General features: G+C 73.3%; 26 protein-coding genes and 2 tRNA genes. 18 read left to right on the top strand and 10 right to left on the bottom strand.

All coding sequences use genetic code 11. The annotated features are described in order from the left end of the window. The coding region (locus tag E2E34_RS11835) for a sensor histidine kinase (protein ID WP_138901854.1) at positions 1-1,333 on the bottom strand (1,333 nt) is incomplete at its 3' end. Continuing rightward, positions 1,330-2,019: a response regulator transcription factor gene (locus E2E34_RS11830; RefSeq protein WP_138901853.1), complete on the bottom strand. Its 690-nt coding sequence runs from the start codon at positions 2,017-2,019 to the stop codon at positions 1,330-1,332. The genes E2E34_RS11830 and E2E34_RS11835, both read right to left, overlap by 4 nt. Positions 2,020-2,096: 77 nt before the next feature. Between E2E34_RS11830 and E2E34_RS11825 the strand changes: the two genes are divergently transcribed. After that, positions 2,097-2,666: a hypothetical protein gene (locus E2E34_RS11825; RefSeq protein WP_167518270.1), complete on the top strand. Its 570-nt coding sequence runs from the start codon at positions 2,097-2,099 to the stop codon at positions 2,664-2,666. A 9-nt stretch (positions 2,667-2,675) separates the two neighbouring features. Here the strand turns inward: E2E34_RS11825 and E2E34_RS11820 are convergent, their stop codons facing one another. Both E2E34_RS11820 and E2E34_RS11815 read right to left on the bottom strand, forming a co-directional pair. Continuing rightward, a complete protein-coding gene (locus E2E34_RS11820) occupies positions 2,676-3,542 on the bottom strand; it encodes a spermidine synthase (RefSeq protein ID WP_138901851.1) in 867 nt (288 codons plus the stop codon). Positions 3,543-3,588: 46 nt separating this feature from the next. Next, entirely contained in the window at positions 3,589-4,092 is a 504-nt protein-coding gene (locus E2E34_RS11815) for a hypothetical protein (RefSeq protein WP_138901856.1), read from the bottom strand. A 238-nt stretch (positions 4,093-4,330) separates the two neighbouring features. Between E2E34_RS11815 and E2E34_RS11810 the strand changes: the two genes are divergently transcribed. After that, a complete protein-coding gene (locus tag E2E34_RS11810; protein ID WP_138901850.1) occupies positions 4,331-5,674 on the top strand; it encodes an NsdA family TPR-like regulatory protein in 1,344 nt (447 codons plus the stop codon). A gap of 88 nt (positions 5,675-5,762) precedes the next feature. Here E2E34_RS11810 and E2E34_RS11805 read toward each other — a convergent pair whose 3' ends face one another. Next, complete coding sequence (locus E2E34_RS11805; RefSeq protein WP_138901849.1) at positions 5,763-6,359, bottom strand: histidine phosphatase family protein; 597 nt, start codon at positions 6,357-6,359, stop codon at positions 5,763-5,765. A gap of 225 nt (positions 6,360-6,584) precedes the next feature. On the opposite strand from E2E34_RS11805, the gene E2E34_RS11800 reads away from it, so the two are divergent. The 7 genes from E2E34_RS11800 to E2E34_RS11770 all read left to right on the top strand — a co-directional run bounded on the left by E2E34_RS11800 (position 6,585) and on the right by E2E34_RS11770 (position 12,991). After that, entirely contained in the window at positions 6,585-7,535 is a 951-nt protein-coding gene (locus E2E34_RS11800) for a phosphatase PAP2 family protein (protein ID WP_138901848.1), read from the top strand. Beyond that, positions 7,420-8,631, top strand: a complete 1,212-nt coding sequence (locus E2E34_RS11795) for a hypothetical protein (RefSeq protein WP_138901847.1) — start codon at positions 7,420-7,422, stop codon at positions 8,629-8,631. Before E2E34_RS11800 ends, E2E34_RS11795 begins: the two co-directional genes overlap by 116 nt. A gap of 76 nt (positions 8,632-8,707) precedes the next feature. After that, positions 8,708-10,303: a hypothetical protein gene (locus tag E2E34_RS11790; RefSeq protein ID WP_138901846.1), complete on the top strand. Its 1,596-nt coding sequence runs from the start codon at positions 8,708-8,710 to the stop codon at positions 10,301-10,303. After that, positions 10,300-11,634 carry an AAA domain-containing protein gene (locus tag E2E34_RS11785; protein WP_138901845.1) on the top strand — a complete coding sequence of 445 codons (1,335 nt, stop codon included), beginning with the start codon at positions 10,300-10,302 and terminating at the stop codon, positions 11,632-11,634. The genes E2E34_RS11790 and E2E34_RS11785 overlap by 4 nt, the downstream gene beginning before the upstream one ends. Positions 11,635-11,880: 246 nt before the next feature. After that, positions 11,881-12,222 (top strand): DUF8844 domain-containing protein, encoded by a 342-nt coding sequence (locus tag E2E34_RS11780; protein WP_138901844.1) that lies wholly within the window; start codon positions 11,881-11,883, stop codon positions 12,220-12,222. 135 nt (positions 12,223-12,357) lie between these two features. Beyond that, entirely contained in the window at positions 12,358-12,927 is a 570-nt protein-coding gene (locus E2E34_RS11775) for a hypothetical protein (RefSeq protein WP_244315641.1), read from the top strand. Next, positions 12,918-12,991 (top strand) — tRNA-Lys (locus tag E2E34_RS11770). The genes E2E34_RS11775 and E2E34_RS11770 overlap by 10 nt, the downstream gene beginning before the upstream one ends. Positions 12,992-13,051: 60 nt before the next feature. Here E2E34_RS11770 and E2E34_RS11765 read toward each other — a convergent pair. Further along, positions 13,052-14,350 carry a M6 family metalloprotease domain-containing protein gene (locus E2E34_RS11765; protein ID WP_439333677.1) on the bottom strand — a complete coding sequence of 433 codons (1,299 nt, stop codon included), beginning with the start codon at positions 14,348-14,350 and terminating at the stop codon, positions 13,052-13,054. A 260-nt stretch (positions 14,351-14,610) separates the two neighbouring features. Here E2E34_RS11765 and E2E34_RS11760 point away from each other — a divergent pair, with 260 nt between their 5' ends. Next, positions 14,611-16,536 carry a putative bifunctional diguanylate cyclase/phosphodiesterase gene (locus tag E2E34_RS11760; RefSeq protein WP_439333676.1) on the top strand — a complete coding sequence of 642 codons (1,926 nt, stop codon included), beginning with the start codon at positions 14,611-14,613 and terminating at the stop codon, positions 16,534-16,536. A gap of 9 nt (positions 16,537-16,545) precedes the next feature. Here the strand turns inward: E2E34_RS11760 and E2E34_RS11755 are convergent, their stop codons facing one another. From E2E34_RS11755 to E2E34_RS11745, 3 genes are all read right to left on the bottom strand, one after another. Then, on the bottom strand, positions 16,546-17,610 hold the full coding sequence (locus tag E2E34_RS11755) for an LLM class flavin-dependent oxidoreductase (RefSeq protein WP_138901842.1): 1,065 nt from the start codon (positions 17,608-17,610) through the stop codon (positions 16,546-16,548). 152 nt (positions 17,611-17,762) lie between these two features. Then, positions 17,763-18,482, bottom strand: a complete 720-nt coding sequence (locus E2E34_RS11750) for a maleate cis-trans isomerase family protein (RefSeq protein WP_138901841.1) — start codon at positions 18,480-18,482, stop codon at positions 17,763-17,765. 2 nt (positions 18,483-18,484) lie between these two features. After that, positions 18,485-19,282, bottom strand: a complete 798-nt coding sequence (locus E2E34_RS11745; protein WP_138901840.1) for a maleate cis-trans isomerase family protein — start codon at positions 19,280-19,282, stop codon at positions 18,485-18,487. A gap of 106 nt (positions 19,283-19,388) precedes the next feature. On the opposite strand from E2E34_RS11745, the gene E2E34_RS11740 reads away from it, so the two are divergent. Together E2E34_RS11740 and E2E34_RS11735 are read left to right on the top strand one after the other, a co-directional pair. Continuing rightward, a complete protein-coding gene (locus tag E2E34_RS11740; protein ID WP_138901839.1) occupies positions 19,389-20,348 on the top strand; it encodes a D-2-hydroxyacid dehydrogenase in 960 nt (319 codons plus the stop codon). Further along, complete coding sequence (locus tag E2E34_RS11735) at positions 20,341-21,744, top strand: amidase (protein WP_138901838.1); 1,404 nt, start codon at positions 20,341-20,343, stop codon at positions 21,742-21,744. Before E2E34_RS11740 ends, E2E34_RS11735 begins: the two co-directional genes overlap by 8 nt. Here E2E34_RS11735 and E2E34_RS11730 read toward each other — a convergent pair. Continuing rightward, the gene (locus E2E34_RS11730) at positions 21,719-22,231 is read right to left on the bottom strand and encodes a DUF3830 family protein (RefSeq protein WP_138901837.1); all 513 of its coding nucleotides are present in this window, start codon (positions 22,229-22,231) and stop codon (positions 21,719-21,721) included. The genes E2E34_RS11735 and E2E34_RS11730 overlap by 26 nt on opposite strands. 106 nt (positions 22,232-22,337) lie before the next feature. On the opposite strand from E2E34_RS11730, the gene ehuB reads away from it, so the two are divergent. The 6 genes from ehuB to E2E34_RS11700 all read left to right on the top strand — a co-directional run bounded on the left by ehuB (position 22,338) and on the right by E2E34_RS11700 (position 26,371). Continuing rightward, entirely contained in the window at positions 22,338-23,240 is a 903-nt protein-coding gene (ehuB, locus tag E2E34_RS11725; protein ID WP_138901836.1) for an ectoine/hydroxyectoine ABC transporter substrate-binding protein EhuB, read from the top strand. Beyond that, complete coding sequence (gene ehuC, locus E2E34_RS11720; RefSeq protein ID WP_138901835.1) at positions 23,237-23,920, top strand: ectoine/hydroxyectoine ABC transporter permease subunit EhuC; 684 nt, start codon at positions 23,237-23,239, stop codon at positions 23,918-23,920. Before ehuB ends, ehuC begins: the two co-directional genes overlap by 4 nt. Further along, positions 23,917-24,567 (top strand): ectoine/hydroxyectoine ABC transporter permease subunit EhuD, encoded by a 651-nt coding sequence (ehuD, locus tag E2E34_RS11715; protein WP_138901834.1) that lies wholly within the window; start codon positions 23,917-23,919, stop codon positions 24,565-24,567. Before ehuC ends, ehuD begins: the two co-directional genes overlap by 4 nt. Further along, positions 24,557-25,312, top strand: a complete 756-nt coding sequence (gene ehuA, locus E2E34_RS11710; RefSeq protein ID WP_138901833.1) for an ectoine/hydroxyectoine ABC transporter ATP-binding protein EhuA — start codon at positions 24,557-24,559, stop codon at positions 25,310-25,312. Before ehuD ends, ehuA begins: the two co-directional genes overlap by 11 nt. Positions 25,313-25,478: 166 nt before the next feature. Continuing rightward, entirely contained in the window at positions 25,479-26,237 is a 759-nt protein-coding gene (locus E2E34_RS11705; RefSeq protein WP_138901832.1) for an IclR family transcriptional regulator, read from the top strand. Between the two features lie 60 nt (positions 26,238-26,297). Then, positions 26,298-26,371, top strand: a tRNA-Lys gene (locus E2E34_RS11700). Positions 26,372-26,432 lie beyond the last annotated feature (61 nt).

Raw genomic sequence — 26,432 nt, 5'->3', positions numbered from 1 at the left:
CGTCGAGCCCGAGCCCGATCCAGATGCGGACCTCCGTGCCGCCGAGCACCGAGTGCCCGATGCGTACGTCGCCGCCGGTCGACTCCGCGACGCGGCGCACGATGTCCAGGCCGAGGCCCGTGGACCCGTCCCTGCCGCCGCTGTTGCCGCGTACCAGCGCCGCCTGCGGGTCGGAGATGCCAGGGCCCGCGTCCGAGACGAGGACGATGACGGCGTCGTCGCCGTTGTGGACGTCCACCGAGAACGCGGTGCCCACCGGGGTGTGCCGGAAGACGTTGCCCAGCAGCGCGTCGAGCGCGGCGGCCAGTTCGGGCCGGGCGACCGGGATGCGCACCGGACGCTCGACCCCCGCCAGCCGCACCTTCCGGCCCTCGTCCTCCGCCAGCGCCGACCAGAAGTCCATGCGTTCGCGTACGACTTCGGACACGTCGCAGCCCGCGCCGGGGCCCGCGCCGACCGCTCCCTGCGTCTGGGACCGCTGGTCGCGCGCCGTACGGATGATGGTGTCGACCTCGCGCTCCAGCTGCTCGACCGCAGCCCGGGTCTGCTCGGCGGCCGGGCCCTCGCCCAGCGAGGCGGCGTTCAGGCGCAGCACCGTCAGCGGGGTGCGCAGCCGGTGGGAGAGGTCGGCGGCCAGCTCCCGCTCGTTGGCGAGGAGCTGGACCACCTGGTCGGCCATGGAGTTGAACGCGACCGCCGCGGACCGCAGTTCGGTCGGACCCTCCTCGGGGACGCGGACGCCCAGGCGCCCCTCCCCCAGGTCGTGCGCGGCGCCCGCGAGCCGCTGGGCGGGCTGGACCATCCGTACGCCCAGCCGGTCCGCGACCGCCACCGAGCCCACGATCAGGGCGATCCCGACGCCCGCCAGCACCAGCCACGCGGTGGCCACGCCGTTGCTGACGTCGTCCTCGGGCACGAAGACCTCGACGACGGCGATCTTCCCGCTGGCGACGGCGGTGGGCTGAAGCAGCGCGAAGCCGCCGCTCACCTCGGAGATCGAGGCGCGGCCGATCCGCCGCGTGGTCTCCAGGTCCTGCTGCGCCGCCCGCCGCCGCCCGATCTCCAGCGGCGCACTGCCCCGCTCGCCGGAGGCGGGGACGTGTACGGCCATGCGGCCCTCGATGCCCACCTCGGTCGTCTGCACGGCCCGGTCGAGCGAGTCGCTGTCGGTGGTGATGGAGAGGGTGGGGCCGATGGTGGCCGCCCAGCGTTCGGCGCTGGAGAAGGCCCGGTCCCTGGCCATCTCCTTGATGACGAGTCCGAGCGGTACGGCGAAGGCCACCACGACCATCGCCGTGACGGCCAGGCTCACCTTGACCAGCGCCCACCTCATCGCGGCGGCTCCAGCTTCACGCCGACCCCGCGCAGGGTGTGCAGGTAACGGGGGTTGGCCGCAGTCTCGCCGAGCTTGCGGCGCAGCCAGGACAGGTGCACGTCGATGGTCTGGTCGTCGCCGTAGCTCTGCTGCCACACCTCGGCGAGCAGTTCCTTGCGCGCCACGACGACTCCGGGCCGCCCCGCGAGGAAGGCGAGCAGGTCGAACTCCCGGCGCGTCAGGTCGAGCCGCGCCCCGTCCAGCTCCGCCTGCCTGCGCAGCGGGTCGATCGACAGACCGCCGACGCGGATCACCCGGGACGGCGGCTCGGCCCCCGCGACGGCGCGGGCGCGCCGCAGTACGGCGGCCATGCGGGCGGACAGGTGCTCGACCGAGAAGGGCTTGACGAGGTAGTCGTCGGCGCCGTCGTTGAGCAGTCGTACGATCTCCGCCTCGTCGTCCCGCGCGGTGGCGATGATCACCGGTACGTCGGTGATGCCGCGCAGCATCTTGAGCGCTTCCGACCCGTCGAGGTCGGGCAGACCGAGGTCGAGCACGACCACGTCGAAACGGAAATGGGCGACCTCCCGCAGCGCCTCCAGTGCCGTACCGACGCTGCGCACCGTGTGGGTGGCTTCGGTCAGGTGCCGGATGAGGGCGGAACGTACGAACTGGTCGTCCTCGACCACGAGCACACTTGCCATGGGCGGCACCGTACGCCATTCGGGGGATGCCGGTCCCCCTGGGACGGGGGTGGGGCGGGTGGTGCAGTATGGCCCCGATGCAACGAGGATTCGTACACGCCGTCGCGTGGTCGCTCGCCACGGGCGCGGCGGTCACGCTGTCGTGGTGGGGCGTGCACACGGTCATGTCGGGGACGGCGTACGACCCTCCGCAGGCCCTTCCGATCCCCACGGACCTGCCCGCGCGCAGCGGCGCCGCGCAGGTCGCGAAGCCGCAGGCGTCGTCGACGCGGCGGCCCGGCGGCGACGGGGACGACAAGCCGTCCGCGCCGCCCAGGCGTTCGAAGTCGCCCTCCCGCACCCCGGCCGGCCCGAGCGGTACGCCGGACCCGCCCGGCGGCCCGTCGCGCTCCGGGGCCCCGCCGAGCGCCGCGGTGGGCGCGAACGGCCAGGTCAAGAGCTACAGCACCGACGGCGGCCGGGTCACGTTCGACCTCGGTGACACCTCCGCCACGCTGGTCTCGGCGACGCCGGCCACCGGCTGGTCGATGCAGGTCTGGAAGGACCCGAACTGGATCCGGGTCGAGTTCAGGGCGGGCACGGCGAACGTCTCGGTCTTCTGCACCTGGCACGACCACGCGCCGAAGGTCGAGATCGTGGAGTCCTGAGCGTCCGCGCTAGTCGAAGGCGGACGGCGGCGGCTGCGGCGAGGGCCGCGCGCTCGCGTCGGTGACGACGGCCGCGCCTCCGGTGAAGTCGGCCAGCTCCCGGCCGTGTTCCACCCGCCCCGGGTGCGGGTCGGTCGCGACGCGCCGGGTCCACTCGGCGAGCGGCAGCGTACGGTCGGACGCCAGCAGCACCGCGTTGCCGAAGCGGCGGCCGCGCAGCACGGCCGGGTCCGCGGCCAGGGCGAGTTCGGGCCACACGCTCCCCGCGGTGGCGACCTGGCCGCGCAGGTACGTGAGCGGCGGGCCGTCCGCGAGGTTGGCGGCGTAGAAGCCCTCGGGCCTGAGCGCCCGGCGCACCTCGGCGAGGAACTCGGCGCTGGTGAGGTGTCCGGGCGTACGGGCGCCGCCGAACACGTCCGCCACGATCAGGTCCGCCCAGCCGTCCGGGACCTTGCCGAGTCCGGCGCGGGCATCGAGGGAGCGGACGCGCACCCGGGCTTGGGCGTCCAGCGGCAGTTCCCTGCGCACGAACCGCACGAGCGCCGCGTCGAGCTCCACGATCTGCTGGGTGGAGCGGGGCCGGGTGGCGGCGGCGTACCGGGCCAGGGTGAAGGCTCCTCCGCCCAGGTGCAGGACGTGGACGGGCTGTCCCTGCGGGGCGATGAGGTCGATGATGTGGCCGAGCCTGCGCTGGTACGCGAAGTCGAGGTGGGACGGGTCGTCGAGGTCCACGTGGGACTGCGGGGCGCCGTCGATCAGGAGGCTCCAGGCGCGCGGGCGGTCCCGGTCGGGTATCAGCTCGGCGAGTCCGCCGTCGACCTGTGCGACGACGGGCTCGGGGGCGGCGCGTTCGCGCCGCTTGTTGTTCTTTGCCACCCGGCCAGTATCGGACGCGCGGATCCCCGCGCTCTCCGGCGGGGCCTCAGCGCACGCGGTCGGCCGCTTCGATCAGCCGGGCCGCCTCGCCGAGCGCGGCTCTGAGCACGGCCGGGTCGGTGACCGGGCCGGTGTCGGTCGGCGGCAGCAGCCAGCCGGTCCCGGTGACCGGCGGCTCGGGCACCAGCGGCGGGGCGTCCGCCCCGATGTCGCCGGCCAGGGCGGCCGGGATGCGCAGGCCGCGCCCGGAGGTCTGCGTACAGGCGCTGCCCGGCAGGTCCCAGCCGTCGGCGGTGCCGGGGGGCACCAGGAAGCCGAGGGTGGCGCAGGACCCGTCGTGCAGGACGGGGCCGACGGCGGGGGCGGCGGCCCGGCGGAGGATGTCCACCGCTTCGAGGCCCTGGCGCACCGGGACGGTCACCAGGTCGCAGGGCTCGGGGCCCGCGTGCTCGGCGGGAGCGGGTACGGCGCTGAAGTCCTGGCTGGGCCGGTGCTGAGCCGTCGACCGTGATCCCGCGCGTGAGCCCGTCCGTGAGCCACTGATCTCCATGTCGGCCTCCAACAAGGGAACCCCTCCTCGCTCGAGTGGGAGCCGCGCTCCCTCTCCTCATGGTTCAACGCGCGGCGCTGTCAACGGCTACGGCGCCGCGCCGCCGCAAAGGATGGCAGTTCATGGCAGATCGTGGGTGAGATATCCCGTTTGTAGCGAAACACCGCGTGTTCGTGTCGTCACAGCCGGTACGTTTTTGCTCCGCCGAAGCACGCGAACCTTGCGGGAGGTCTTGGCCATGCCGAACAACGACTTCCGCCGACTGCGAGGGTCTCGTTCACCGGCCGAATTCGCCGCCGCCGTCCGCAGGGCGGCGCGTGAGATCGGTGAACAGGTCGCATGCGACGCCCGCTACATCGGGCGCGTCGAGGCCGGCGAGATCCGCTGTCCCAACTACGCGTACGAGCGCGTCTTCCTGTACATGTTCCCCGGTCTGACGCTGGCGGACCTGGGCTTCTCGGCCCGCGAAGCGGTACGTGGCAGGGGGGCGCGCACCACCACGACCCCCAGCCACAGCGACGAGGAGAGCGACGTGCTGCGTCGCGCGTTCATGACGAGCGGCACCGCCACGATGGCGGCCGCATCCCTGGGTCTCGGCACCGCGCCGGGAGCCTCCGCCACCGCTCGCGCGCCCCTCGCGGACGTGTCCGGCACGCCGGGCACGCACCGCCGGGTCGGCGAGGCCGAGGTGAGCGCCGTGGAGGACGCGGTGCGCCAGATCCGGCTGCTCGACGACCGGCACGGCGCCGACGGCCTCTACAAGCGCGCCGGGCAGCCGCTGCGCACCGCCTACGCCCTGCTCGACGCGAGTACGACGTCCCGCCGGTCCATGGCCGACCGGCTGCACACCGGCGCCGGCGAACTGGCCCTCTCGGTGGGCTGGCTCGCGCACGACTCGGGCCGCTTCGACGACGCCCGCTCGCACTACGCGGAGGCGCTGGCGACGGCCCGGGTGGCCGGTGACGCCGCGCTGGAGGCGCACGCGTTCAGCAACTCGGCGTTCCTCGCGCGCGACACCGGACGGCCGCGCGAGGCGGTACGGGCGGCCCAGGCGGGGCAGCGCGCGGCGCGGCTGGTGGCGTCGCCCCGGCTGCTGTCGCTGCTCACGCTGCGCGAGGCCGGCGGCTGGGCCGGTCTCGGCGACCGTCCGGGCTGCGAACAGGCGCTCGCCCGCGCCAAGGCCCTCTTCGAGCGCGGCACGGCCGAGGCCGATCCCGAGTGGATGAGCTTCTTCGGGGAGGCGGAACTGGAGGGCCTGGAGGCGCAGTGCTGGTCCGCGCTGGGCGACTGGGCCCGCGCGGCGCGGCACGCCCGGCGCGCGGCGGCTCTCCAGGACCCCCACTTCACCCGGAACCTGGCCCTCTACAGCGCGGAACTCGCCGACGACCTGGCCCGCGCCGGGGCTCCGGACGAGGCTGCGGCGGTGGGCGAGGGCGTGCTCGACCTGCTGGAGGAGGTCCAGTCGTCGCGCGTACGGACGATGCTGTCGGAGACGACCCGCGTCCTGCTGCCGCACCGCCGGTCGCCGTCGGTGTCCCCGTTCCTGACCCGGCACGCGAACACCTCGCGCAGCAGCGCGTGACCGCCCGCCCCGGGCGCGGGGCGGGTGGGACGGACCGGGCGACAGGGGCCGGCGGGACGGCGGCGGGCAGGCCGCGCCCGGGCGGAGGTCAGCCCGCGAGGTGGCCGACGTCGTTCCAGCGCTCGATCGCCGGGTCGCCGTACGCCCATCCGAGGACCGAAAGGGACGTCGGGTCCAGCCGGATTCGGGCGGCGAACGACACGTCCAGGCCGAGCCAGCGGGCACCGAGCGCGCGCAGGATGTGGCCGTGCGCGAAGATCAGGGCGTCACGGTCGGCCGAGTGCGCCCAGGCGATGACCTCGTCCGCGCGGTCCGAGAGCTGCTGGAGCGTCTCGCCGTCCGGCACCCCGTCGCGCCAGATGAACCAGTCGGCCTGCCGCTGCTTGATCTCGGGGGGCGTCAGGCCCTCGTACGCCCCGTAGTCCCACTCCATCAGCGCGTCCCACTCCTGCGCGCGGTCGCCGAACCCGGCGATCGCGCAGGTCTCGCTCGCCCGCCGGAGCGGGCTCGTGCGCACCTCGGCGTCCGGGAGGCCGTCGAGCGGCGCCCGGTGCAGCCGCTCGCCGAGCAGCTTCGCGCCGCGGCGGCCCTCGTCGAGCAGCGGGATGTCGGTCCTGCCGGTGTGCCTCCCGGACAGGGACCATTCCGTCTGTCCGTGCCGGGCCAGCAGGATGCGCGGTGCCATGACGATGTCTCCCTGGACGGTGCGAAGGGGGCGTGCTGCGGATCTCGTACGGAGCGGTTCACGGGCGGACCACGCCGTCCGCCCCATCATCGCGCACCGGACGGGCGGGCAACCTCCGGGGCGTTTTCCACGTCAACCTACTCGCGCACCCGGTGCGCACACCCGTTCTCGTACACCGTACGGTTGAAAGGGTGCCAGCCAGTCCGTAGGCCGCACATCAGACAAATGGAGAGCGACCGGATGCAGGACACCGCGCCCCGCCCGAGGCCCCGCTGGTGGACCGAGCTGCTGCTCGTCGTGGTGGTCTACGCCGCCTACAGCGGCGGCCGGCTGCTCGTACGCGGTGGCGAGGCGAAGGCCGTCGAGCACGGTCTGGCGATCCTGCGCGCCGAGAAGCTCCTGCGCCTCAACGCCGAGCACCCCCTCAACCGGCTGTTCACGGAACACTCCTGGCTCGGGATACCCGCCGACTTCGCGTACGCCTCGCTGCACTACCTCGTCACCCCCGCGATCCTGGTCTGGCTGTTCCACCGCCGCCCCGCCGGCTACCGCGCCGCGCGGACCTGGCTGATGCTCTCCACCCTCCTCGGCCTGGTCGGCTTCACGTTCCTGCCGACGTGCCCGCCGCGCCTGCTCGACGCCGGTCACGGCTTCGTCGACACGATGGCGCAGTACAGCGTGTACGGCTGGTGGGGCGGCGAGGCGAGCGCGCCGCGCGGGCTAGGCGGCATGACCAACCAGTACGCGGCGATGCCGAGCCTGCACGTCGGGTGGTCGCTGTGGTGCGGCGTGATGCTGTGGCGGCACGGGCGTACGCCGCTGATGAAGTGGCTCGGCGTCGCCTACCCGCTGCTGACCACTTTCGTGGTGATGGGTACGGCCAACCACTACTTCCTCGACGCGGTCGCGGGAGCCGCCGTGATGGGCCTCGGACTGGCCCTGACCAGGCCCTTCATCCGACTGGTCGACCGGGTCGCGAAGCGCCCGGCGCCCCTGCCGGAGCCTGCGGGTCCGGTGATCGCCGACGGCGTTGTCAGTGCCGGATGCGAGACTTCCGAGGGTGAGCGAATCCCTGGGCAGCGGACCCGACCCCACACCTCCGCGCGTGCCTTCGCAGGCGACGGCTCCGACGCGCCCGCCGGCGCCGGCGACGGCGCTCCGGCAGCGGCTCGCTGAGCTGCGCGGCCCGTCGGTCGCGCCCCTGCCCCTGGACGCGCGGGCGCTGGCGGCGCTCGCCGCGAACCCCGGGTGCAGGCGCCGGGCGCTGCTCGACGGCGCGGGGGTGAACAAGGCGGCGCTGGCGACGGCGCTCGGGTCCCCCGCCGCGTTCGGCCAGTCCCAGTTCGCCTTCATGCGGGGCAATGCCTTCGAGGCCCGGGTCAAGGCCGACGGCGGGACGGAGCTGATGCGCCTGCTGTACGAACGGATGGGCGCCGGCGCCGGGTGCGAGCCGCCCGTGCCGGGCGGGACGCTCTTGCCGGACCTGGCGGCGGCGGGCCCGGAGGGCCGGGCGGCGCGCACGGCGCTGGCGCTGCGCGGGGCGACGGCGGCCGGCGCCTGGACGCTGCTGGACCACCCGATGCTGGCCCTGGAGGTGGCGGGCTCCCCCGCGTACCTGGAGCCGGACGCGGTGGTGGTGCACCCCGACGGGCAGTGGAGCGTCGTCGAGATCAAGTCCTTCCCCATGATCGACGACTCGGCGGACGCGGCGAAGGTCGGCGCGGCGGCCCGCCAGGCGGCGGTCTACGTCCTGGCGCTGGAGCGGGTGGCCGCGAAGGTGCCGGGCGCGCGGGTCGGGCACTCGGTGCTGCTGGTCTGCCCCAAGGACTTCTCGAACCTGCCGGCGGCGTCGGTCGTCGACGTGCGCAAGCAGCGTGCGGTGACCCGGCGCCAGCTGGAGCGCCTCACGCGCCTCGAAGACCTCGCGGCCGCGCTGCCCGAGGGCACGACCTTCGACGTGGAGCGCCCGGCGGAGGAGCTGGCCGCCGCGGTCGAATCGGTCGACGCCGCGTACGCCCCCGAATGCCTGGCCGCGTGCGAGCTCGCCTTCCACTGCCGCGAGAAGGCGCGGGCGGCGGGCGCCGTGGAGGCGCTGGGGCGCGGCGTGCGCGGTGAGCTCGGCGGCCTGACCACGATCGGTGAGGTCCTGGCGGCGGCGGAGGGGGCGGCCGGCGACCCGGCCGATCCGGCGGTGGCCGCGCTGCGCCGGGCTGCGGCCCTGCGGGCGGAGGCGCTGGCGGACGCACGGGCCGGGGAGCGGACGCTGTGCTGACGATGTCGCCCCCGGCCCGGCCGGGCTCCTCGCACCACCGGCGGCAGCGGCCGCTCCGCTCACCGGAAGGCGCCGCATGTCGCTGATCAGTACGCTCGCGCGCCTTGACGCCGTGCGCGGCGGACGGGCGCAGCCCCTTGCCACCGTCCGGCACCGGCACCTGTCCGAGCGCCCGATGGTCTTCGTACCGCTGACCACCGCGGGCGAGGCCGGGGCGCCGCTCGGCGCGCTCGTCGGCACCGACCGCCACGCGCCGCGGCTGCTCGCCGTGACGCAGCCGCGCGACCGCGACCTGCGGTTCGCGTTCCTCGCGGAGCTGGCCGAGACCGTCCTGCCGTACATCGACGGGTTCGCCGACGACGTCGAGGCGGCCGAGCGCAACGAGACCGATCCCGAGACCGGCAAGCGCGTCAAGGTCGAGGTCGAACTGTGCGCGGACGCGCCGCAGTTGATCGTCCCGAGCCGGGCGGGCATCGCGTACGTACGGCTCCTCGGCCGTTCGACGCGCTTTCGGCGCACGGCCGAGCAGGACCCCGACACCCCCTATCCCGCGCCGCCGCACATCCCGCTGCTCGGCCGCTGGCTGACGCACTTCGGCGAGCGGGCCCGGGTGCCGGGCTCCTCCCTGCTCCTCGCGGCGACCGACCTGCTGGGCCGGCACTGGGCGACCGGCCAGTCCAGCCTGGAGGACCAGCACCTGGGCGCGCTGCTGGCCTGGATCGACCCGGACCGGGCCGCGGGCGAGTCGGGCGCCGAGGCCGCGCTGCGGGCGGAACTGGAGCGGGACGGGGACGGGCAGCTGGTGTGCCCGCCGGCCGGCCCGGCGACCGACCCGGCGTTCGACAACAAGCTGCTGGCCCCGGCGATCGACCGCTACGACCGGGCGCGCAAGGCGCTCGCCGCCGCCGAGGACGGCCTCGCGGCCGACGCGCACCTGGGCGAACTGACCGCCGCCGAGCGGCACATCCGCGCACTGCTCGCCGCGCAGATGCGGCCCACCTGGGACGCGGTCTGGCGCGGGCTCGACCTGCTGCGGGAGCTGCCGGAAGGTTCCCGGGCCCTGGACCGCTGGACCCGCGACCGCTGGTCGTACACCGGCCACCGCGACCGGGTACGGGCCGGGGAACCGCCGCAGCCCCGGCGCGACGACGCGGTGACCGCCGCGCGGAAGCTCGCCTCCCGCGAGACCGCGCAGGCACAGCTGGAGGCTCAGGAGGCCCTCGACGATCCGCTGGTGATGGCGGGGCGGCGGCTGGCGGGCGAGGCGTTCACCAGCGAGGTGCTGGACGTGGTGATGACGACGAGCGAGGGCAAGCGCCCGAGCCCCCGCCCGCTCGTCACCGTACGGACCGACGACACCCCGCACCTGGGCGAGCGGGCGAAGGTCTACCGCTCGCTGGACGGCAGGCCGCAGACCGCCGAGTTCGTGCGGTACGAGGAGGAGGCCGGCGTCCTGGTGCTGCGGGTGACCGACAAGATGGGCCGCGGCAAGGAGCCGGCGCCGGGGTCCGTCCCGGAGAAGGGCGAGCGCGTCTGCTGGACCCTGTTCGAGCACGACCAGCGCGGCGGCCCCCGGCTGCCGGACCCCGAGGCGACGCCCTGGACGCACGGCGGTCCGCCGGGCGCGGGCGCCGAGCACCCCGATCCCGTCACCCCGGAGGACATCCTGTGAGCCCGCGCTTCGACCCCGGCGCCGAGGCCGGCCGCGCGACGGCGGCGATCCTCCACGACACGCTGCACGGCGCCCACCGGGGCGTCGTCGTGGACTCGCCGCCCGGCGCCGGCAAGTCGACGCTCGTGGTGCGGGCCGCGCTGGAACTGGCCGCCGCCGGGCGCCCGTTGATGGTGATCGCGCAGACCAACGCCCAGGTCGACGACCTGGTCCTGCGGCTCGCGGAGAAGGAACCGGACCTCCCGGTCGGCCGGCTCCACAGCAACGACACCGACCCGTACGACAAGGCCCTCGACGACCTCGCGCAGGTACGCAAGTCCGCGAAGGCCGCCGACCTGGCGGGCCTGGACGTCGTGATCTCGACGGCGGCGAAGTGGGCGCACGTGCAGACCGCCGAGCCGTGGACGCACGCCATCGTCGACGAGGCGTACCAGATGCGCTCGGACGCGCTGCTCGCCGTGGCCGGGCTCTTCGAGCGGGCCCTGTTCGTCGGCGACCCGGGCCAGCTCGACCCGTTCTCCATCGTCGGCGCCGAGCAGTGGGCGGGGCTGTCGTACGACCCGTCGGCGAGCGCGGTCTCGACGCTGCTGGCCCACAACCCCGAACTCCCGCAGCACCGCCTGCCCGTGTCCTGGCGGCTCCCGGCCTCGGCCGCGCCGCTGGTCTCCGACGCGTTCTACCCGTACACGCCGTTCCGCAGCGGTACGGACCACGGCGACCGGCGCCTCACCTTCGGCGTCCCCTCCGACGGCTCGGGCCCGGACCGGGTGCTGGACGAGGCGGCCGCTTCGGGCTGGGGCCTGCTGGAACTCCCGGCCCGCCACACTCCGCGTACGGACCCCGAGGCGGTGGGGGCGGTGGCCCGGGTCGTACGCCGCCTCCTGGACCGGGGCGGCGCGGCGGTCAGCGAGCGCTCACCGGACCCGGTGCCGCTCACGGCCGACCGCGTCGCGGTCGGCACGGCGCACCGCGACCAGGCGGCGGCGGTCCGGGCGGCGCTGGCGGACCTCGGCGTGACCGGGGTCGCGGTCGACACGGCGAACCGCCTCCAGGGCCGCGAGTTCGACGTGACCGTGGTGCTGCACCCACTGTCGGGGCGGCCCGACGCGACGGCGTTCCACCTGGAGACGGGCCGGCTGTGCGTGCTGGCCTCGCGGCACCGGCACGCGTGCGTCGTGGTGTGCCGGGAGGGGGTGGCGGACCTGCTGGACGAGCACCCGTCGACGGAGCCGGTGCAGCTGGGCGTCACGGTCAAGTTCCCCGACGGCTGGGAGGCGAACCACGCGGTCCTGGCGCACCTGGCGGAACACCGGGTCCGGTACCGCGAGTGAGCCGGCCGCCGCGCGGGCCCGTTCCCCGGCGGAGCGGGTTCGTTCCGGCGGGGCGGGGGGCACGCTTCCGCCGGGCGGCCCGTGCGGGGTTCCGATCCCGTGCGGGGTTCCGATCCGTGCGGGTTCCCGATGACGCGCACCCGGCCCGCCGCCCCGGCGCACGTGCGCGCGAGGCGTACTTGCGGGGTCCGGGACAATGGACGGTGGTCATCGAGCACGCGTGGCCGCGAGAGGGAAGGAAAACCCATGGCGGAACCCGAGCGCACCGAGCGGCGGCTGCGCCCCGCGCCGCTGCTCTTCGAGCCTTCGGAGGCAGCCGCCGATCCCGAGCACTTCTTCGACCTGGAGTCGATGGAGGACCCCGGCGAGCTGCTGGAACGTGCCACCGAGCTGACGCTCGCGTTCCGCACCGCGACCGACCGGGCCACCGAGTTCCAGGCCATCGCGGCCGCCCAGCTCGCCGACCCCAAGCGGTTCGACCGGCTGTCGGCGGCGGACATCGCCCGGCGCGCCGACTGGACCGAGGACTACGCCAAGAAGATGGTCGAGTTCGGCCGCGATCTGCTGCGCGGCCCGAAGCACGAGTAGCCGCCCGGCCGCCGCGTACGGGGCACCGGCTGATGGCATATGCCCGGCGGGCAAGATACTCCTCACCGCCCCGCCGTGTCCCGATTTCCCGCAACTCTCGGGAACGACTCCGCTACTCCCGGTAGATCTGGTTCCATGACTGCCCTCCAGGAGACAGCCCTCCCCGCGTACCCGCGCAGCACGCTCTCGCGCTGGGAGTCCCGCCCCACGGACTCGGGCGTCCTGCCCTGCGGCTCGGTGTTCGACGTGGTGAGCGTCCCCGCGGTCTTCGGCCGCCGGATGCTGGACCGGTTATGGGCGGACGGGCCCGGCTCGGGGCCGGTCGCCGTCCACCGGGGCCGGATGCTGCTCTTCGCCTCCCCCGGCACCGCCCAGCGGCTGCCGTCGCTGCTCGCCTGGGAGGAGTGGGGCCGTACGGGCGCCGGCGGAGACGCCGCGAAGGCGCCCGTGCCGCCGGTCCTGTGCCACGGTCCGGGCGACGCCGTGACGGTCCCCCCGCTGAGCGCACCGGCCGGCCCCGCCGGTGCGGGAGCGCGCTGGCTGGTCGCCCCCGACGTGCGCCATCCGTGGCTGCCGGGCGCCGAAGCGATGCTCTGGGCGTGTGTGCGGGCGGCCCGCCCGGGGCCTGCCGACGAGCCCCGGATATCGATTTTTCCTCCCGCCGATCCGGGTGCTAATGTCTACGACGTCAGCAGGCGCCGCTAGCTCAGTTGGTTAGAGCAGCTGACTCTTAATCAGCGGGTCCGGGGTTCGAGTCCCTGGCGGCGCACAGACGGGAAAGGCCCCTCGCGGAAGCGGGGGGCCTTTTCGTTCGCCCGTACGCCGCGCCTCACGCCCCCGGCGTGATCCGCACCGTCCACGCCCCCGACCGGGTGCGCTCCGCCACCTCCACCCGCGTCCCCTCGCCCGGCACCGTGAACGTCTCCCCCTCCAGTACCGGCGCGTCCGCCAGCGGCGGGTACACCGACCGGTCCCAGCACGCCTCGCTGCGCGGATGGGCGTCCACCACCTCGATCGGCCCGCCGCCCGAGGCGGCCCCGTTGCGGACCCGGTAGATCAGCACGCCCTCCGTGCACAGCGACTCGTCGTTGCCGGACCCGCCGCGCGCCTCGATCGCGAGGACGCTGTCCTTGCCCGTCGGTACGACGGCGAGCCGCGTGCCGCCCCTCGCCCCGCGCGGCGGATCCGCCGACAGCGGTTCCAGGGTGAGGCGGGTCGAGCCGTCGCCCGGTACGCAGGCCACCTGCCGGCGGTCGAGCCAGCCGAGCTTCCACTTGTGCCAGCCGAAGAGTTCCGGCGCGAGCCCGAACTGGCTGCCCATCACGTCCCAGTCGCCGACGTACGTGTCCCAGTCGCCCTTGCCGTCCACCGGCCGGTGGTAGAGGTCCGGCAGGTCGAAAACGTGCCCCGTCTCGTGGGCCAGCACATTGCGGTCCGGCGGGTGCTGCTCGAACACGGTGACGATGCGCCTGATGTCCTGGCCGTCGGCGTGCAACGGCTTGTCGAAGTTGACGACCTTCGTCGCGTCGGAGTCGACGCCCGGCGCGTCCGGGTCCGCGACGAGGTAGACGATGTCGTACCGCCGGAAGTCGACCTGCTCGTCCGCCGCCGCCACCGCGTCGCGCAGGTAGGCGGTACGCCGCCCCGCGTCCCAGTCGCGCTCTATGCCGTACGCCGTGGAGTCCTGCGGCATCTCGACCCACTCGGCCTGCGGATGCGGCCGGAGCGCGAACCTCCCGTACGAGGCCCGGCGGAAGAAGTCGCTGGTGGCGGGGAAGTAATCGGCGGTCAGTTCCTCCGGGGTGGTGGAGGGCGCGGAGTCGGGGAAGGCCAGGAAGATCATGACGGCGTCGAGGGTGCTCACGGGACGCGGGTAGGCCGGGTTCCAGGTGTCGAGGCCCAGCGAGTGGTGCGCCGCGGTGCGCGTCAGCACGCACGGGCCGTCGCCCCGCGCCGCGACGGCCGGGCCCGCGACGAGCGAGGTGGCGGCGAGCGCCGTGAGGGAGGTGAAGACGGCGGCCGTACTGCGCAGACGTTCGCGGCGGCTTCGGCTGGACCGGTCGGCTCCCCCGGGTGTCTGCTGGCGGACCACGTCGACCTCCGGGTGCGGAAATACGGGGCACGCCACCCACATTGTTGCGTTTTCATGACGTATGCCCTGTTCCACTGCCCCACACGGGTGACCGGGCCTCAGAGGGCGGTCGCCGGTCCGACACCCCGACGAGATCACGGAAAGTCACAATCGATCACGTAGGAACACCACAAGGCGCACCTGTGCAGAAACGATCGTCCGCGAGCCCCGGGTGCTCCGCGTCACGGCGGTGTAGCTGGAACGGCCCTGCCGACAGCCTCTATGATCGGCACACTTTCCTGCGTGGAGTCCGCCCCTTGGGGGCTCTCCACCCCGCCGACGACCCCGACGAACATCTGTACGCGATCAATGCCCTGCGGGAGCGAGCGGTGAGCGGAACCTCCGAAAAACCCGGTTCAGCCCCCGATGCCATCCGACCGCCCATCACACAGAGTAACGGCACAGGTCGTCCGGCGTCCCCGCCGCACGGCGGGTCCGCGCCGCGCGACGTGTCCGACCGGCACGACTACCGGGCCGCCTTCAACGCCGCGCACCTCGCCATGGCCGTGGTGGACCGAGAGGGCCTCGTCGTCACCGCCAACCCCTCCCTCGGCCAGATCCTCGGCACCGACGCCCTCCAGCTGCGCGAGCAGTCCGCCGCGGACCTCCTGGACCTCGCGTCCGACGCCCGCAGCTTCCACGCCTATCTGGAAGTCCTCGCCGGCCGGCGCGCCCGCTTCCGCTGCACGCGCCGGCTCAAGCACTTCGACGGGCGCTCCCTGTGGGCCGAGGTGACCGCCACGCCCGTACCAGGCAGCGGGACCGTCCTGCTGTCGGTCGCGGACACCAGCGACCGGCGCGAACTCCAGGCCAGGCTGCGTCATCTCCAGATGCACGACCCGGTGACGCGCCTGCCCAACCGCACGCTGTTCTTCGAGCGCCTCACCGCCGCGCTGGAGAACTCCACGTACGACGACGGCGGCACCGGCCGGATCGGCGTCTGCTATCTCGACCTCGACGGCTTCAAGGCCGTCAACGACACCCTCGGCCACCGCGTCGGCGACCGGCTGCTGACCGCCGTCGCCTCACGGCTGGTCCGGTGCGCCGACCAGTACGGCTACGCGCGGGCCGGCGGCCACCTGGTCGCGCGGCTCGGCGGCGACGAGTTCGCCCTGCTCGTCGAGGACTCCACCGGCACGGAACAGCTCGCCGAGCTCGCCCAGTCCGTACTGACCGCGCTCCAGCAGCCCTTCGATCTCGCCGGGCAGCGGCTGGCGGTGTCCGCGTCCATCGGCGTCGTGGAGCGGGCCGCGGCCGGGACGACGGCGACCGGTCTGATGCAGGCGGCGGACACCACGCTGTACTGGGCGAAGGCGGACGGCAAGGCGCGCTGGACGCTGTTCGACCCCGAGCGCAACGCCCACCGGATGACCCGTCAGGCCCTGTCGAGCACGCTGCGCCCGGCCGTCGAACGCGGCGAGTTCACCCTGGAGTACCAGCCGCTGGTGGACCTGGAGGGCGGCGTCGTACGCGGCGTGGAGGCGCTCGTACGCTGGGAACACCCGCAGTTCGGAACGCTCGCGCCGAATCGGTTCATCTCCATCGCCGAGGAGGACGGCTCGATCGTCCAGCTCGGGCGGTGGGTGCTGCGGACCGCCTGCCGGCAGGCCAGGCAGTGGCAGATCGCGCACCCCGGCACGCCGCCGATCTTCGTCAGCGTCAACGTCGCCGTACGCCAGGTGTGGGACTCCGACCTGGTCGCGGACGTCGCCGGGATCCTCGCCGAGACGGGGCTGGCGCCGAACCTGCTGCAACTGGAGCTCACCGAGTCGGCGGTGATGGGCTCGGCGGGACGGCCGCTCCAGGCTCTTCAGGCGCTGAGCGACATGGGCGTGCACATCGCCATCGACGACTTCGGGACCGGCTACTCGAACCTCGCGTACCTGAGCCGGCTGCCGGTGTCGGTGCTCAAGCTGGACGGCTCGTTCGTCCGCGGCTTCCAGGACGAGGCGCACGCCAACCCGGCTGACGAAACGATTGTCGAGGCGCTGGTGCAGCTCGCGCACCGGCTGGGGCTGACCGTCACGGCCGAGTGCGTGGAGACCTCGGGGCAGGCGGCCCGGCTGCGCCGGATCGGGTGCGACACGGGGCAGGGGTGGCTGTACTCGCGGGCGGTGACGCCGGAGCGGATCGCCGCGATGATCGCCGTCAGCCCGCAGGACCGGCCGGGCCTGCGGGTCTGACGCTCGCGCTCAGCCGAGGCGGGGCAGGCCGTACGCGTCCGCGATGAGCTCGTACGAACGCAGGCGGGCGTCGCCGCCGTGGGCGTTGGCCGTGATCATCAGTTCGTCGGCGCCGGTGCGCTTGGCCAGGTCGTCGAGGCCGGCACGGACGGCGTCCGGCGTGCCGTGGACGACGTTGCCGAGCCAGCTGTCGACGAACTCCCGTTCCAGGGGGCTGAACGCGTACGCGGCGGCCTCCTCCGGCGTCGGGATCAGCCCGGGGCGGCCGGTGCGCAGGCGGACCATCGACAGGGCGCCGGTGAGCACCTGGCGGCGGGCCTCCTCCTCGTCGTCCGCCGCGAGGGCCGAGACGCCGATGAGGGCGTACGGGGCGTCGAGGACGGCCGAGGGGCGGAACGACTCGCGGTAGAGGTCGAGCGCCGGGACGGTGTTCTGCGCGGAGAAGTGGTGGGCGAAGGCGAACGGCAGACCGAGGGTGGCGGCGAGCCGCGCGCTGAAGCCGGAGGAGCCGAGCAGCCAGATCGGCGGGCGGGCGGCGGGGCCCTGGACGGGGCCGGGGACCGCGTGGATACGGGCGTACGGGTGGCCGTCCGGGAAGTCGTCGTCGAGGAACCGGGTCAGCTCCGCGAGCTGCTGGGGGAACTCGTCGGCGCCCTCGTGGAGTCGCTCGGTGCGGCGCAGCGCGGCGGCGGTGGCGCCGTCGGTGCCGGGGGCGCGGCCGAGCCCGAGGTCGACGCGGCCGGGCGCGAAGGCCTCCAGCGTGCCGAACTGTTCGGCGATGACCAGCGGTGCGTGGTTGGGCAGCATGACGCCGCCGGAGCCGAGGCGGATACGGTCGGTGTGGGCGGCGATGTGGGCGAGGATCACGGCCGGGGAGGAGCTGGCGACGCCGGGCATGGAGTGGTGCTCGGCGACCCAGTACCGGTGGAAGCCGCGGGCCTCCGCCCGGCGGGCGATGCCGGCGCTGGTGCGCAGGGCGGCGGTGGCGGTGCTGCCGCTGCCCACCGTCGCCAGGTCGAGTACGGAAAGGGGTACGGGCGCGCTTCCGCTCGCCGTGCCTCGGATCGCGTCCACCGGTGGGTCCTCCTGCGTAGTGCGGTGCGTGCAACGACCGCAACAACAGGAGGGTGACTCCGGTTATTCCCCCCGGGCCGGTCCGGCCCGCCGACGCGCGAGGAGCGGGGTACGGGGGCGCACTCCGCGCCCCCGTACCCGGCGTCCCATGCCTATACCTGCCGGGCGAACAGCGCACCGAGGTTCTTCGTGCGCACCCTGCGGTCCGCCAGCCGCAGGGCCTCCCACACGGTGACCTGGTTCGCGGTGAGGACCGGCTTGCCCAGCGCCTCCTCCAGCTCCGGCAGGTACGCCGCCGTGTGCAGCGCCGTGTCCGGCAGCAGTACCGCCTGCGCCTCGGGGCTGTCGCCCGCGCGGGCCAGTTCCAGCACCTCCTCCCGGCCCCAGGTGCCGACCTCCGCGGCCGTGACGATGCCGCTGCCGAGCGTCGCGACGACCTCGATGCCCGCCGCCTTCAGGAAGTCGGCGAAGTACTGCGCCACGTCGTCCGGGTACGTCGCGGCGACGGCGACCCGGCTCACGCCCAGCTCCCGTACCGCGTGGGTGAAGGCGAACGACGTGCTGGAGGCGGGCAGGCCGGCCGCCTGCGCCAGCAGGCTGACCTGGTCCTGGGCGCCCTCGGGGCCGTGCACGAAGCTGCCGCTCGTGCAGGCCCACACCACCGCCTCCGCACCCGCGAGCCGCAGCTCCTCCACGCCGGCCGCCAGGCGGGCGGGCGAGCCCATCTCCAGGAGGGCGTCGACGCGGTGGGCGTCCTCGCCGATGTCGGTGTGCACGACGGACAGCCGCACGTCGCTGTCGAGCAGCATTTCGATCCGCGGATAGTCGTCCTCCGCGGAGTGCCCCGGGTAGAGAAACCCGACCGCTGTCATGATCACCCCTCTTGTTGCTGTTGCCGTTCTGGGGACTGCTCCGGCGCCGACGGCCGGGCCCGCCGCTCCTCCTCGATCAGCAGCCGCTGGTACGGGCCGACCGCGCGGGCGCCGATCCGCCGCAGCGCGGCCCACATCGTGACCTGGTTCGCGGACAGCACCGGCATCCGCAGCTCCGCCTCCAGTTGCGGGATCACGTCGTACGTCGGCAGGTTCGTACAGCTGATGAAGAGGCAGTCCGCCGCTCCCACCACCGCCTGTCTCGCCATGTCGACCACATCCCGGTAGGGGACCTTCCAGATCTGCCTGGTCAGTCCGAGGAAAGCGCGTCCTGTGACCGCTGTCCCGGCCTGGGCGAGATATTCCTCCAGGGAGCTGGTCACCGATTCGGTGTACGGGGTGACGAGCGCGATCCGCCGCGCGCCCAGCGCGGCGAGCGCGTCGAGCAGCGCGCCGGAGGTGGTCAGCGACGGCAGCTCCCCGGCCCGCGTCATCGCCGCGCACATCGCGCGCTCACCGGCCACTCCGCCGACGAAGCTCCCCGACGTGCAGGCGTACGCGACGACTTCCGGCGCCACCGCGCACAGCGCCCGCACCGCCTCGCGCAGCGTCTCGTGCTCGCTGACGAGCCGGGCCAGGTCGAGACTGACCTCGACGGGAACGAACGGGGTACGGGTGAGGTGCAGCGAGATCTCGTCGGGGACCCAGCGCCAGAGCTCCCGGTCCAGCGCGAAGTCGAAGGGGGCCACGACGCCGACGCCGCGTTGCGGCCTTGGTCCGCCGAGGAAGGAGATGTCCAATGCGGCCCCCAGATGCGTGTGTTGACGACCGTGGGTTCGGGTGCGAGCGTGGTCGATCCGTACTGCAATCCGTACATGTCAGACGTGTCGAAGGGGTTTCGCCTCCATGTCCGAAGAGACCGAAGTGACCCTTCTCGTGCTCGACGCCGATCCGCCGCCCCGGCTGGGCCGGCTGACCGGACGTGCCCGCATCCTGCACGGTGACGAGTCCACGCTCGCCCGTCAACTGCCCCTCGCGGACGTCCTGCTGGTGTGGGACTTCACCTCCGACGCGGTACGCCGCGCCTGGCCGGGCGAGGGCCCCCGGCCGCGCTGGGTGCACACGGCCAGCGCGGGCGTCGACCACCTCCTGTGCCCCGAGCTGGTCGCGTCGGACACGGTGGTGACCAACGCCCGCGGGATCTTCGACCTGCCCATCGCGGAGTACGTGTCGGGCCTGGTCATCGCCATGGCGAAGGACCTGCCCGGCACGCTGGAGCTCCAGCGGCAGCGGCGCTGGCGGCACCGCGAGACCCAGCGGGTGGCGGGCAGCAGGGCGGTGGTCGTGGGTTCGGGGCCGATCGGGCGGGAGACCGCCCGGCTGCTGCGGGCCCTCGGGGTCGTCACGGCGCTGGTCGGGCGGACCGCGCGCCCCGGCGTGCACGGCGCTGAGGATCTGCCCCCGTTGCTCTCACGCGCCGACTGGGTGGTGTGCGCGGCGCCGCTGACCGACGCGACGCGCGGGATGTTCGACGCGGCGGCCTTCGACGCCATGCCGCCGTCGGCCCGCTTCATCAACGTGGGGCGCGGCCCGCTCGTCGTCGAGGACGACCTCGTCGACGCCCTGCGCAAGCGGTGGATCGCGGGCGCGGCGCTGGACGTGTTCGGCACTGAGCCGCTGCCGCCGCAGAGCCCGCTGTGGGACGTGCCCGGGCTGCTGGTGTCCCCGCACATGAGCGGCGACACCGTCGGCTGGCGTGACGAACTGGGTGCGCAGTTCGTCGAGCTGTACGAACGGTGGGCGTCCGGAAAGCCGCTGCCGAACGTGGTGGACAAGAAACGTGGGTACGTCCCCAGTCATGACTGACCTGAGCGCACTGACCGCCCGTCAACTGCTCGCCGGGTACGAGAAGGGCGAGTTCACCCCCGTCGACGCGACCCGCGCCGCCCTGGCCCGGATCGAGGCCGCGGAGCCGCTCGTGGGCGCGTTCGTGCGGGTCGACGCCCCACAGGCCCTCGCGCAGGCGGAGGCGTCCGCCGCGCGATGGCGCGGGAAGGAGCCGCTGGGGCTGGTCGACGGCGTGCCGGTGTCGGTGAAGGACCTGCTGCTGATGCGGGGCGGGCCGACGCTGCGGGGCTCCAAGGCCGTACGCCCGGCGACGAAGTGGGACGAGGACGCTCCGTCGGTCGCACGGCTGCGGGAGCACGGCGCGGTGTTCCTCGGCAAGACGACCACGCCCGAGTTCGGGTGGAAGGGCGTCACCGACTCGCCGCTGTCCGGCGTGACCGGCAATCCGTACGACCCCGCGCGCACGGCCGGCGGCTCCAGCGGCGGCAGCGCGGCGGCTGTGGCGTACGGGGCGGGGCCGCTGTCGCTCGGCACGGACGGCGGGGGCTCGGTCCGCATCCCGGCGTCGTTCTGCGGGATCTTCGGGCTGAAGCCGACGTACGGCCGGGTCCCGCTGTACCCCTCCAGCCCCTTCGGGACGCTCGCGCACGCGGGGCCGATGACGCGGGACGCGGCGGACGCGGCGCTGCTGATGGACGTCATCAGCGGCCCCGACTGGCGCGACTGGTCCCAGCTGGCCCCGGGCGGCAGTTTGACCGCCGCCCTCGACGGCGGGGTGAAGGGACTGCGGGTCGCGTACTCGGCGTCCTTCGGCGGGCAGGTGGCGGTGCGCCCCGACGTGGCGGCGGCGGTCCGCGCGGCGGTGGAGCGGCTCGCCGGACTCGGCGCGTACGTCGAGGAGGCCGACCCCGACTTCGCGGACCCGGTGGAGGCGTTCCACACGCTGTGGTTCAGCGGGGCCGCGCGGGTGGTGCAGCACCTGGGCACGGAGCAGCGGGCGCTCCTCGACCCGGGCCTGCGGGAGATCTCCGCCCGGGGCGCCCGGTACAGCGCCCTGGACTACCTGGCGGCGGTCGACGCCCGGATGGACCTGGGCCGCCGCATGGGCCGGTTCCACACGACGTACGACCTGCTGCTCACGCCGACCCTGCCGGTGACCGCCTTCGAGGCGGGCGCCGAGGTGCCGCGCGGGTCGGGGCACCGCCGCTGGACGGGCTGGACCCCGTTCACCTACCCCTTCAACCTCACCCAGCAGCCCGCCGCCACGGTGCCCTGCGGCCTGGACGCCGACGGCCTTCCCGTCGGTCTGCAACTGGTGGCCGCCCGCCACCGGGACGACCTGGTCCTGCGCGCGGCGCACGCGCTGTACGGGGCCGGGGCGGCGGGGTTCAGCCCGGTGCCCGGCCGCGGCTGAACGTCAGGGTCTCGCCCAGCGCGCCCGCGCGCCACAGGTCTTGGCAGGCCCGCGCCATGCGGTCGAGGCCGTCGACGACCGTGCCCCAGACGATGCCGGGGACCCAGCCGGTGTCGCCGTTGAGCAGCAGGTTGTTGCGCTCGTAGAAGAGGGCGAGGTCGACGACCCCCCGGCCGGCGCCGAGGGCGGGCGCCGGGCCGTAGCCGTGAGAGGCCGTGCCCAACTGGGTGTCGGAGAACGCGAAGTAGCACAGGTCGCCGGGGATGGGCGTGACGGTGGGGTTCTCCAGGGGCGGCTCCTGCTCCGCGAAGGGCGCGACCAGGGCGTAGATCTCGTTGCGGGCGTACTTCGCGTGGTAGACGTCGCCGCCCAGGGGCAGCGCCCGCCACACCGCCTCGCAGGTGACCGGCGCCCGGTCGTCCAGGAGTTTCGCGGTGCAGCGCACACCGCGCTTGTCGAGCGATACGTCCACAAATCGGTCGGTCATCTCCTCATGGTCCCCACAGGGTCAAGGGCGCACCCCGCTCCATCCGCCGCGACATGGGCCGGAATTCGTCGGCATACCTGGGCTGGAGCCGGGTAGCCGCGCGCCCATGGCTCCACCACCAGGGAACGACTCAGGCAGCACCTCAAGACCTTCCATACGCCGGCGCTCGCTGCTGCTCGGCACGGCCGCGCTGGGCGCCGCGGGGGCGCTCGGCGCGGCAGGCTGCGGCAAGGTCCCGTCGGGCGACACCCTCGCCCGCCTCAGATCGCAGGGCACGGTCCGGCTCGGCATCGCCGGCGAGGCTCCGTACGGGTACATCGACGAGCAGGGCGAGTTCACCGGCGAGGCGGTGGAACTGGCCAAGGTCATCTTCAAGCGGCTGGGCGTGCCGAAGGTGCAGCCCTCCCCCACCGACTTCTCCTCGCTGATCCCCGGCCTCCAGTCGCAGCAGTTCGACGTGGTCTCCGCCGGGATGTACATCAACAAGGAACGCTGCGCGCAGGTCCTGTTCGCCGATCCCGAGTACCAGATGCTCGACTCGTTCATCGTGCGCAAGGGCAACCCGAAGAACCTGCACTCCTACCAGGACGTCGTCGAGGCCAAGGCGAAGATCGCCACCGGCGCCGGGTACGCCGAGATCGAGTACGCGGTGGCCGCGGGGATCCCGCGCGGCGATATAGCCATCTTCCAGGACCCGGTGGCGGGCCTGAACGCGGTGGAGTCCGGCCGGGTCGACGTCTTCGCCGGCACGGCCCTGACCGGCCGCGGCGTGGTGAGGAAGAGCACGAAGGCCGAGGCGACCAAGCCCTTCGCGCCGCTCGTGGACGGGAAGAAGAAGGTGGACGGCGGCGGCTTCGCCTTCCGGCTCGGCGACGCGGAGCTGCGCGACGCCTTCAACGTGGAGATCCACCGGATGAAGAAGAACGGCGAACTGTTCCGGATCCTGCGGCCGTTCGGCTTCACCGAGGCGGAGATGACCACGATGACCGCAGAGGAGCTGTGCGCATGACAGCCGGACTGTGGACCCAGTGGATTCTCCCCGGCATCTGGATCACGATCCAGCTGACGGTGTACAGCGCCGCCCTGGCCACGCTCGTGGCCTTCGGTGTCGGTATCGCCCGTACCCACCACTCGCGCGTCGTCCGCTTCCTGGCGGGCTTCTACACGGAGGTCTTCCGCGGCACGTCCGCGCTGGTGCTGATGTTCTGGCTGTTCTTCGTGATGCCGGGACTCTTCGGCTGGGCGCTCGTCCCGATGTGGGCGGCCGTGCTGGCACTGGGACTCTCGTACGGGGCGTACGGCGCCGAGGTCGTGCGCGGCGCGCTGAACGCGGTGGCCCCCGCGCAGCGCGAGGCGGGCGTGGCGCTCAGCTTCACCCCCTGGCAGCGGATGCGGCTGATCCTGCTGCCGCAGGCGGTGCCCGAGATGATCCCGCCCTTCAACAATCTGCTGATCGAGCTGCTCAAGGGCACGGCGCTGGTGTCGCTGCTCGGCGTGGCCGACACGTCGTTCGCCGCGTACCTGGTGCGCCTGGCGACCCAGGAGAGCGTCGAGATCTACTCGGTGACCCTGGTCGTCTACTTCGTGATCGCCTTCGTCCTCACCCGCGGCATGCGGGTGCTCGAACGCAGGACCAAGGCCGGCGTCGGGATCACCGCCGGGGCCGCCGGAGCCGGAGGGGCACGATGAACCACTGGGACTGGTCCGCCGTCACGGACTTCATGCCGACGTTCTGGGACGGCCTGCTCGTCACGCTCCAGGTGCTGGTGCTCGGCTCGCTGCTGTCGTTCACGCTCGGCCTGGTCTGGGCGATCGGATACCGCGGGCCGCGCTGGGTCCGCTGGCCGGTGAACGTCGTCACCGAGTTCATCCGCAACACCCCCCTGCTGGTGCAGCTGTTCTTCTTCTACTTCGTCCTGCCGGAGTGGGGCGTGCAGGCCTCGGCGCTGACCACCGGCACCCTCGCGATCGGGCTGCACTACTCGACGTACACCGCGCAGGTCTACCGGGCCGGCATCGACGCCGTACCGGCCGGGCAGTGGGAGGCGGCGACGGCGCTCAGCCTGCCGGTCTCGCGCACCTGGCTCGCGGTGATCCTGCCGCAGGCGATCCGGCGGATCGTGCCCGCCCTGGGCAACTACGTGATCTCGATGCTGAAGGACACTCCGCTGCTCATGGCCATCGGCGTACTGGAGATGCTCCAGCAGGCCCGGCTGGCGAGCGCGCAGACCTTCCAGTACGCCGAGCCGCTGACCGTCGTCGGCGTCGCCTTCATTCTCATCGCCTACCCGGCTTCTCTTCTCATGCGAGCCCTGGAGCGTCGTCTTGTTCGCTGACCCGACCCCCCACGAGCTGATCCGTTTCGACAACGTCACCAAGCGGTTCGGCGACAACACCGTCCTGGACAACCTCTGCTTCTCGGTCGAGACCGGGAAGCACGTGACCCTCATCGGGCCGTCCGGGTCCGGCAAGACCACGATCCTGCGGCTGCTGATGACCCTGGTGAAGCCCGACGAGGGCGTCATCGCAGTGAACGGCGGCCGGCTGTTCCCCGCGGACGAGAAGGAGGTCCGCGAGGTCCGCAAGAACATCGGCATGGTGTTCCAGCAGTTCAACCTCTTCCCCAACATGAGCGTCCTGCGCAATGTCACCGAGGCGCCCGTGCGGGTCCTCGGCATGTCGAAGGACGAGGCCGCAGAACGCGCCAAGGGCCTGCTGGACCTGGTCGGGCTCGGCGACAAGCAGGACATGCGGCCCACTCAGCTCTCCGGCGGCCAGCAGCAGCGGGTCGCCATCGCCCGGGCGCTGGCGATGCGCCCGCAGGTGCTGCTCCTGGACGAGGTGACGTCGGCGCTGGACCCGGAGCTGGTGGCGGGCGTGCTCGACGTACTGCGCGACATCGCCCGTACGACGGACATCACCATGCTCTGCGTCACGCACGAGATGAACTTCGCGCGGGACATCTCGGACGACGTGTTGATGTTCGACGCGGGGCGGGTCATCGAGTCCGGCTCCCCCGAGAAGATCTTCAGCGATCCGGAGCACGAACGTACGCGCGAGTTCCTGGGCGCGGTGCTCTGACCTCTCGTTCCGCCCGAAGATCCTGCCCGTGTCATATGCGGGAGCGGCGCGTCCCGGCGCACGTCGCCGGGGCGCGCCACAATGTCGTCAACAGCTGCCCCACAAGGGGTTCTTGGCGGCTATCGTGGAACGGATGCAAGCGGTCACAACCTGGTAGGGGGAAACCGTGGCGCTGAAGCCGGAGCCGACCGCACCGTTCCACTCGGTGCAGTACGCCCTGCGTGTACTGGAGACGGTCTCCAGGCACGGCGGCGGTGTGACCGATGTCCAGATCGCCCGCGAGACCGGACTCCCGACCGCCCACCTGACCTCCCTGCTGCTGATGCTGCGCCGCGAGGGGTACGTCGAGCAGGTGGGCGACGGCGCGTACGTCGTCGGCGACTCGCTCGTCCTGCTCGGGTCGGGCTCCACCCGGCGCGAGGCCCTCCAGGCCAAGCTCCAGCAGACCCTCGACCAGCTGCGGGACACCGTGGGCGCGGCGATCTACATCAGCCGCTACATCGACGGCGAGATCAAGGTGACGCAGATCGCCGAGGGCCCGCGCACGCCCCGGGTCAACGAGTGGGTGGACTTCCGCTCGGCGGCGCATGCCAGCGCGATCGGCAAGTGCCTGCTCACCCAGCTCGACCAGGACGGCCGCCGGGACCACCTCTCCCGCCACAAGACCGCCCGGCTCACCTCGAAGACGATCACCAACGAGCGGGTCCTGTTCTCCACGCTGGACAGCCAGCCGCCCACGGTGCCGGTGCTCGACCTCCAGGAGTACGCGGTGGGCACGGTCTGCGCGGCCGTGCCGCTCACGGCCGGCTCCTCGGTGGGCTGCCTGGCCCTGTCCCTGCCGGTGGAGCACGCGCACCGGCTGCGTTCGGCGGCGGACACCCTGAACCGCAGGGCGGCTCCGGTGGTGCTGTCGCTGGCCCTGTGACGACGGTCACCGGCCGTGGTGCGAGGCACCCCCGCGGACCAGGTACTATTTACGAGTCAAGCGCCGCTAGCTCAGTTGGTTAGAGCAGCTGACTCTTAATCAGCGGGTCCGGGGTTCGAGTCCCTGGCGGCGCACCGACGAAAGACCCTCGCGGAAGCGGGGGTCTTTCTCGTTCCCCCGTCCGCCTCCCCGGCC

The organism is Streptomyces albidochromogenes, from assembly GCF_005981925.1.
In the GTDB taxonomy this organism is placed as follows: Bacteria; Actinomycetota; Actinomycetes; order Streptomycetales; family Streptomycetaceae; genus Streptomyces; species Streptomyces albidochromogenes.
The sequence above is the reverse complement of the archived record's forward strand: the minus strand, read 5'-3'. Positions and strand labels throughout refer to the sequence as shown.

What these genes read in the sequence shown, in the direction of transcription:
- E2E34_RS11790 (WP_138901846.1), top strand. Translation starts at nt 8,708, where the DNA reads ATGTCGCTGATCAGTACGCTCGCGCGCCTTGACGCCGTGCGCGGCGGA.
- E2E34_RS11815 (WP_138901856.1), bottom strand. Translation starts at nt 4,092, where the DNA reads ATGGAGATCAGTGGCTCACGGACGGGCTCACGCGCGGGATCACGGTCG.
- E2E34_RS11750 (WP_138901841.1), bottom strand. Translation starts at nt 18,482, where the DNA reads ATGACAGCGGTCGGGTTTCTCTACCCGGGGCACTCCGCGGAGGACGAC.
- E2E34_RS11780 (WP_138901844.1), top strand. Translation starts at nt 11,881, where the DNA reads ATGGCGGAACCCGAGCGCACCGAGCGGCGGCTGCGCCCCGCGCCGCTG.
- ehuB (WP_138901836.1), top strand. Translation starts at nt 22,338, where the DNA reads ATGGCTCCACCACCAGGGAACGACTCAGGCAGCACCTCAAGACCTTCC.
- E2E34_RS11805 (WP_138901849.1), bottom strand. Translation starts at nt 6,359, where the DNA reads ATGGCACCGCGCATCCTGCTGGCCCGGCACGGACAGACGGAATGGTCC.
- E2E34_RS11730 (WP_138901837.1), bottom strand. Translation starts at nt 22,231, where the DNA reads ATGACCGACCGATTTGTGGACGTATCGCTCGACAAGCGCGGTGTGCGC.
- E2E34_RS11800 (WP_138901848.1), top strand. Translation starts at nt 6,585, where the DNA reads ATGGAGAGCGACCGGATGCAGGACACCGCGCCCCGCCCGAGGCCCCGC.
- E2E34_RS11825 (WP_167518270.1), top strand. Translation starts at nt 2,097, where the DNA reads ATGCAACGAGGATTCGTACACGCCGTCGCGTGGTCGCTCGCCACGGGC.
- ehuC (WP_138901835.1), top strand. Translation starts at nt 23,237, where the DNA reads ATGACAGCCGGACTGTGGACCCAGTGGATTCTCCCCGGCATCTGGATC.
- E2E34_RS11740 (WP_138901839.1), top strand. Translation starts at nt 19,389, where the DNA reads ATGTCCGAAGAGACCGAAGTGACCCTTCTCGTGCTCGACGCCGATCCG.
- E2E34_RS11830 (WP_138901853.1), bottom strand. Translation starts at nt 2,019, where the DNA reads ATGGCAAGTGTGCTCGTGGTCGAGGACGACCAGTTCGTACGTTCCGCC.
- E2E34_RS11775 (WP_244315641.1), top strand. Translation starts at nt 12,358, where the DNA reads ATGACTGCCCTCCAGGAGACAGCCCTCCCCGCGTACCCGCGCAGCACG.
- ehuD (WP_138901834.1), top strand. Translation starts at nt 23,917, where the DNA reads ATGAACCACTGGGACTGGTCCGCCGTCACGGACTTCATGCCGACGTTC.
- E2E34_RS11810 (WP_138901850.1), top strand. Translation starts at nt 4,331, where the DNA reads ATGCCGAACAACGACTTCCGCCGACTGCGAGGGTCTCGTTCACCGGCC.
- E2E34_RS11735 (WP_138901838.1), top strand. Translation starts at nt 20,341, where the DNA reads ATGACTGACCTGAGCGCACTGACCGCCCGTCAACTGCTCGCCGGGTAC.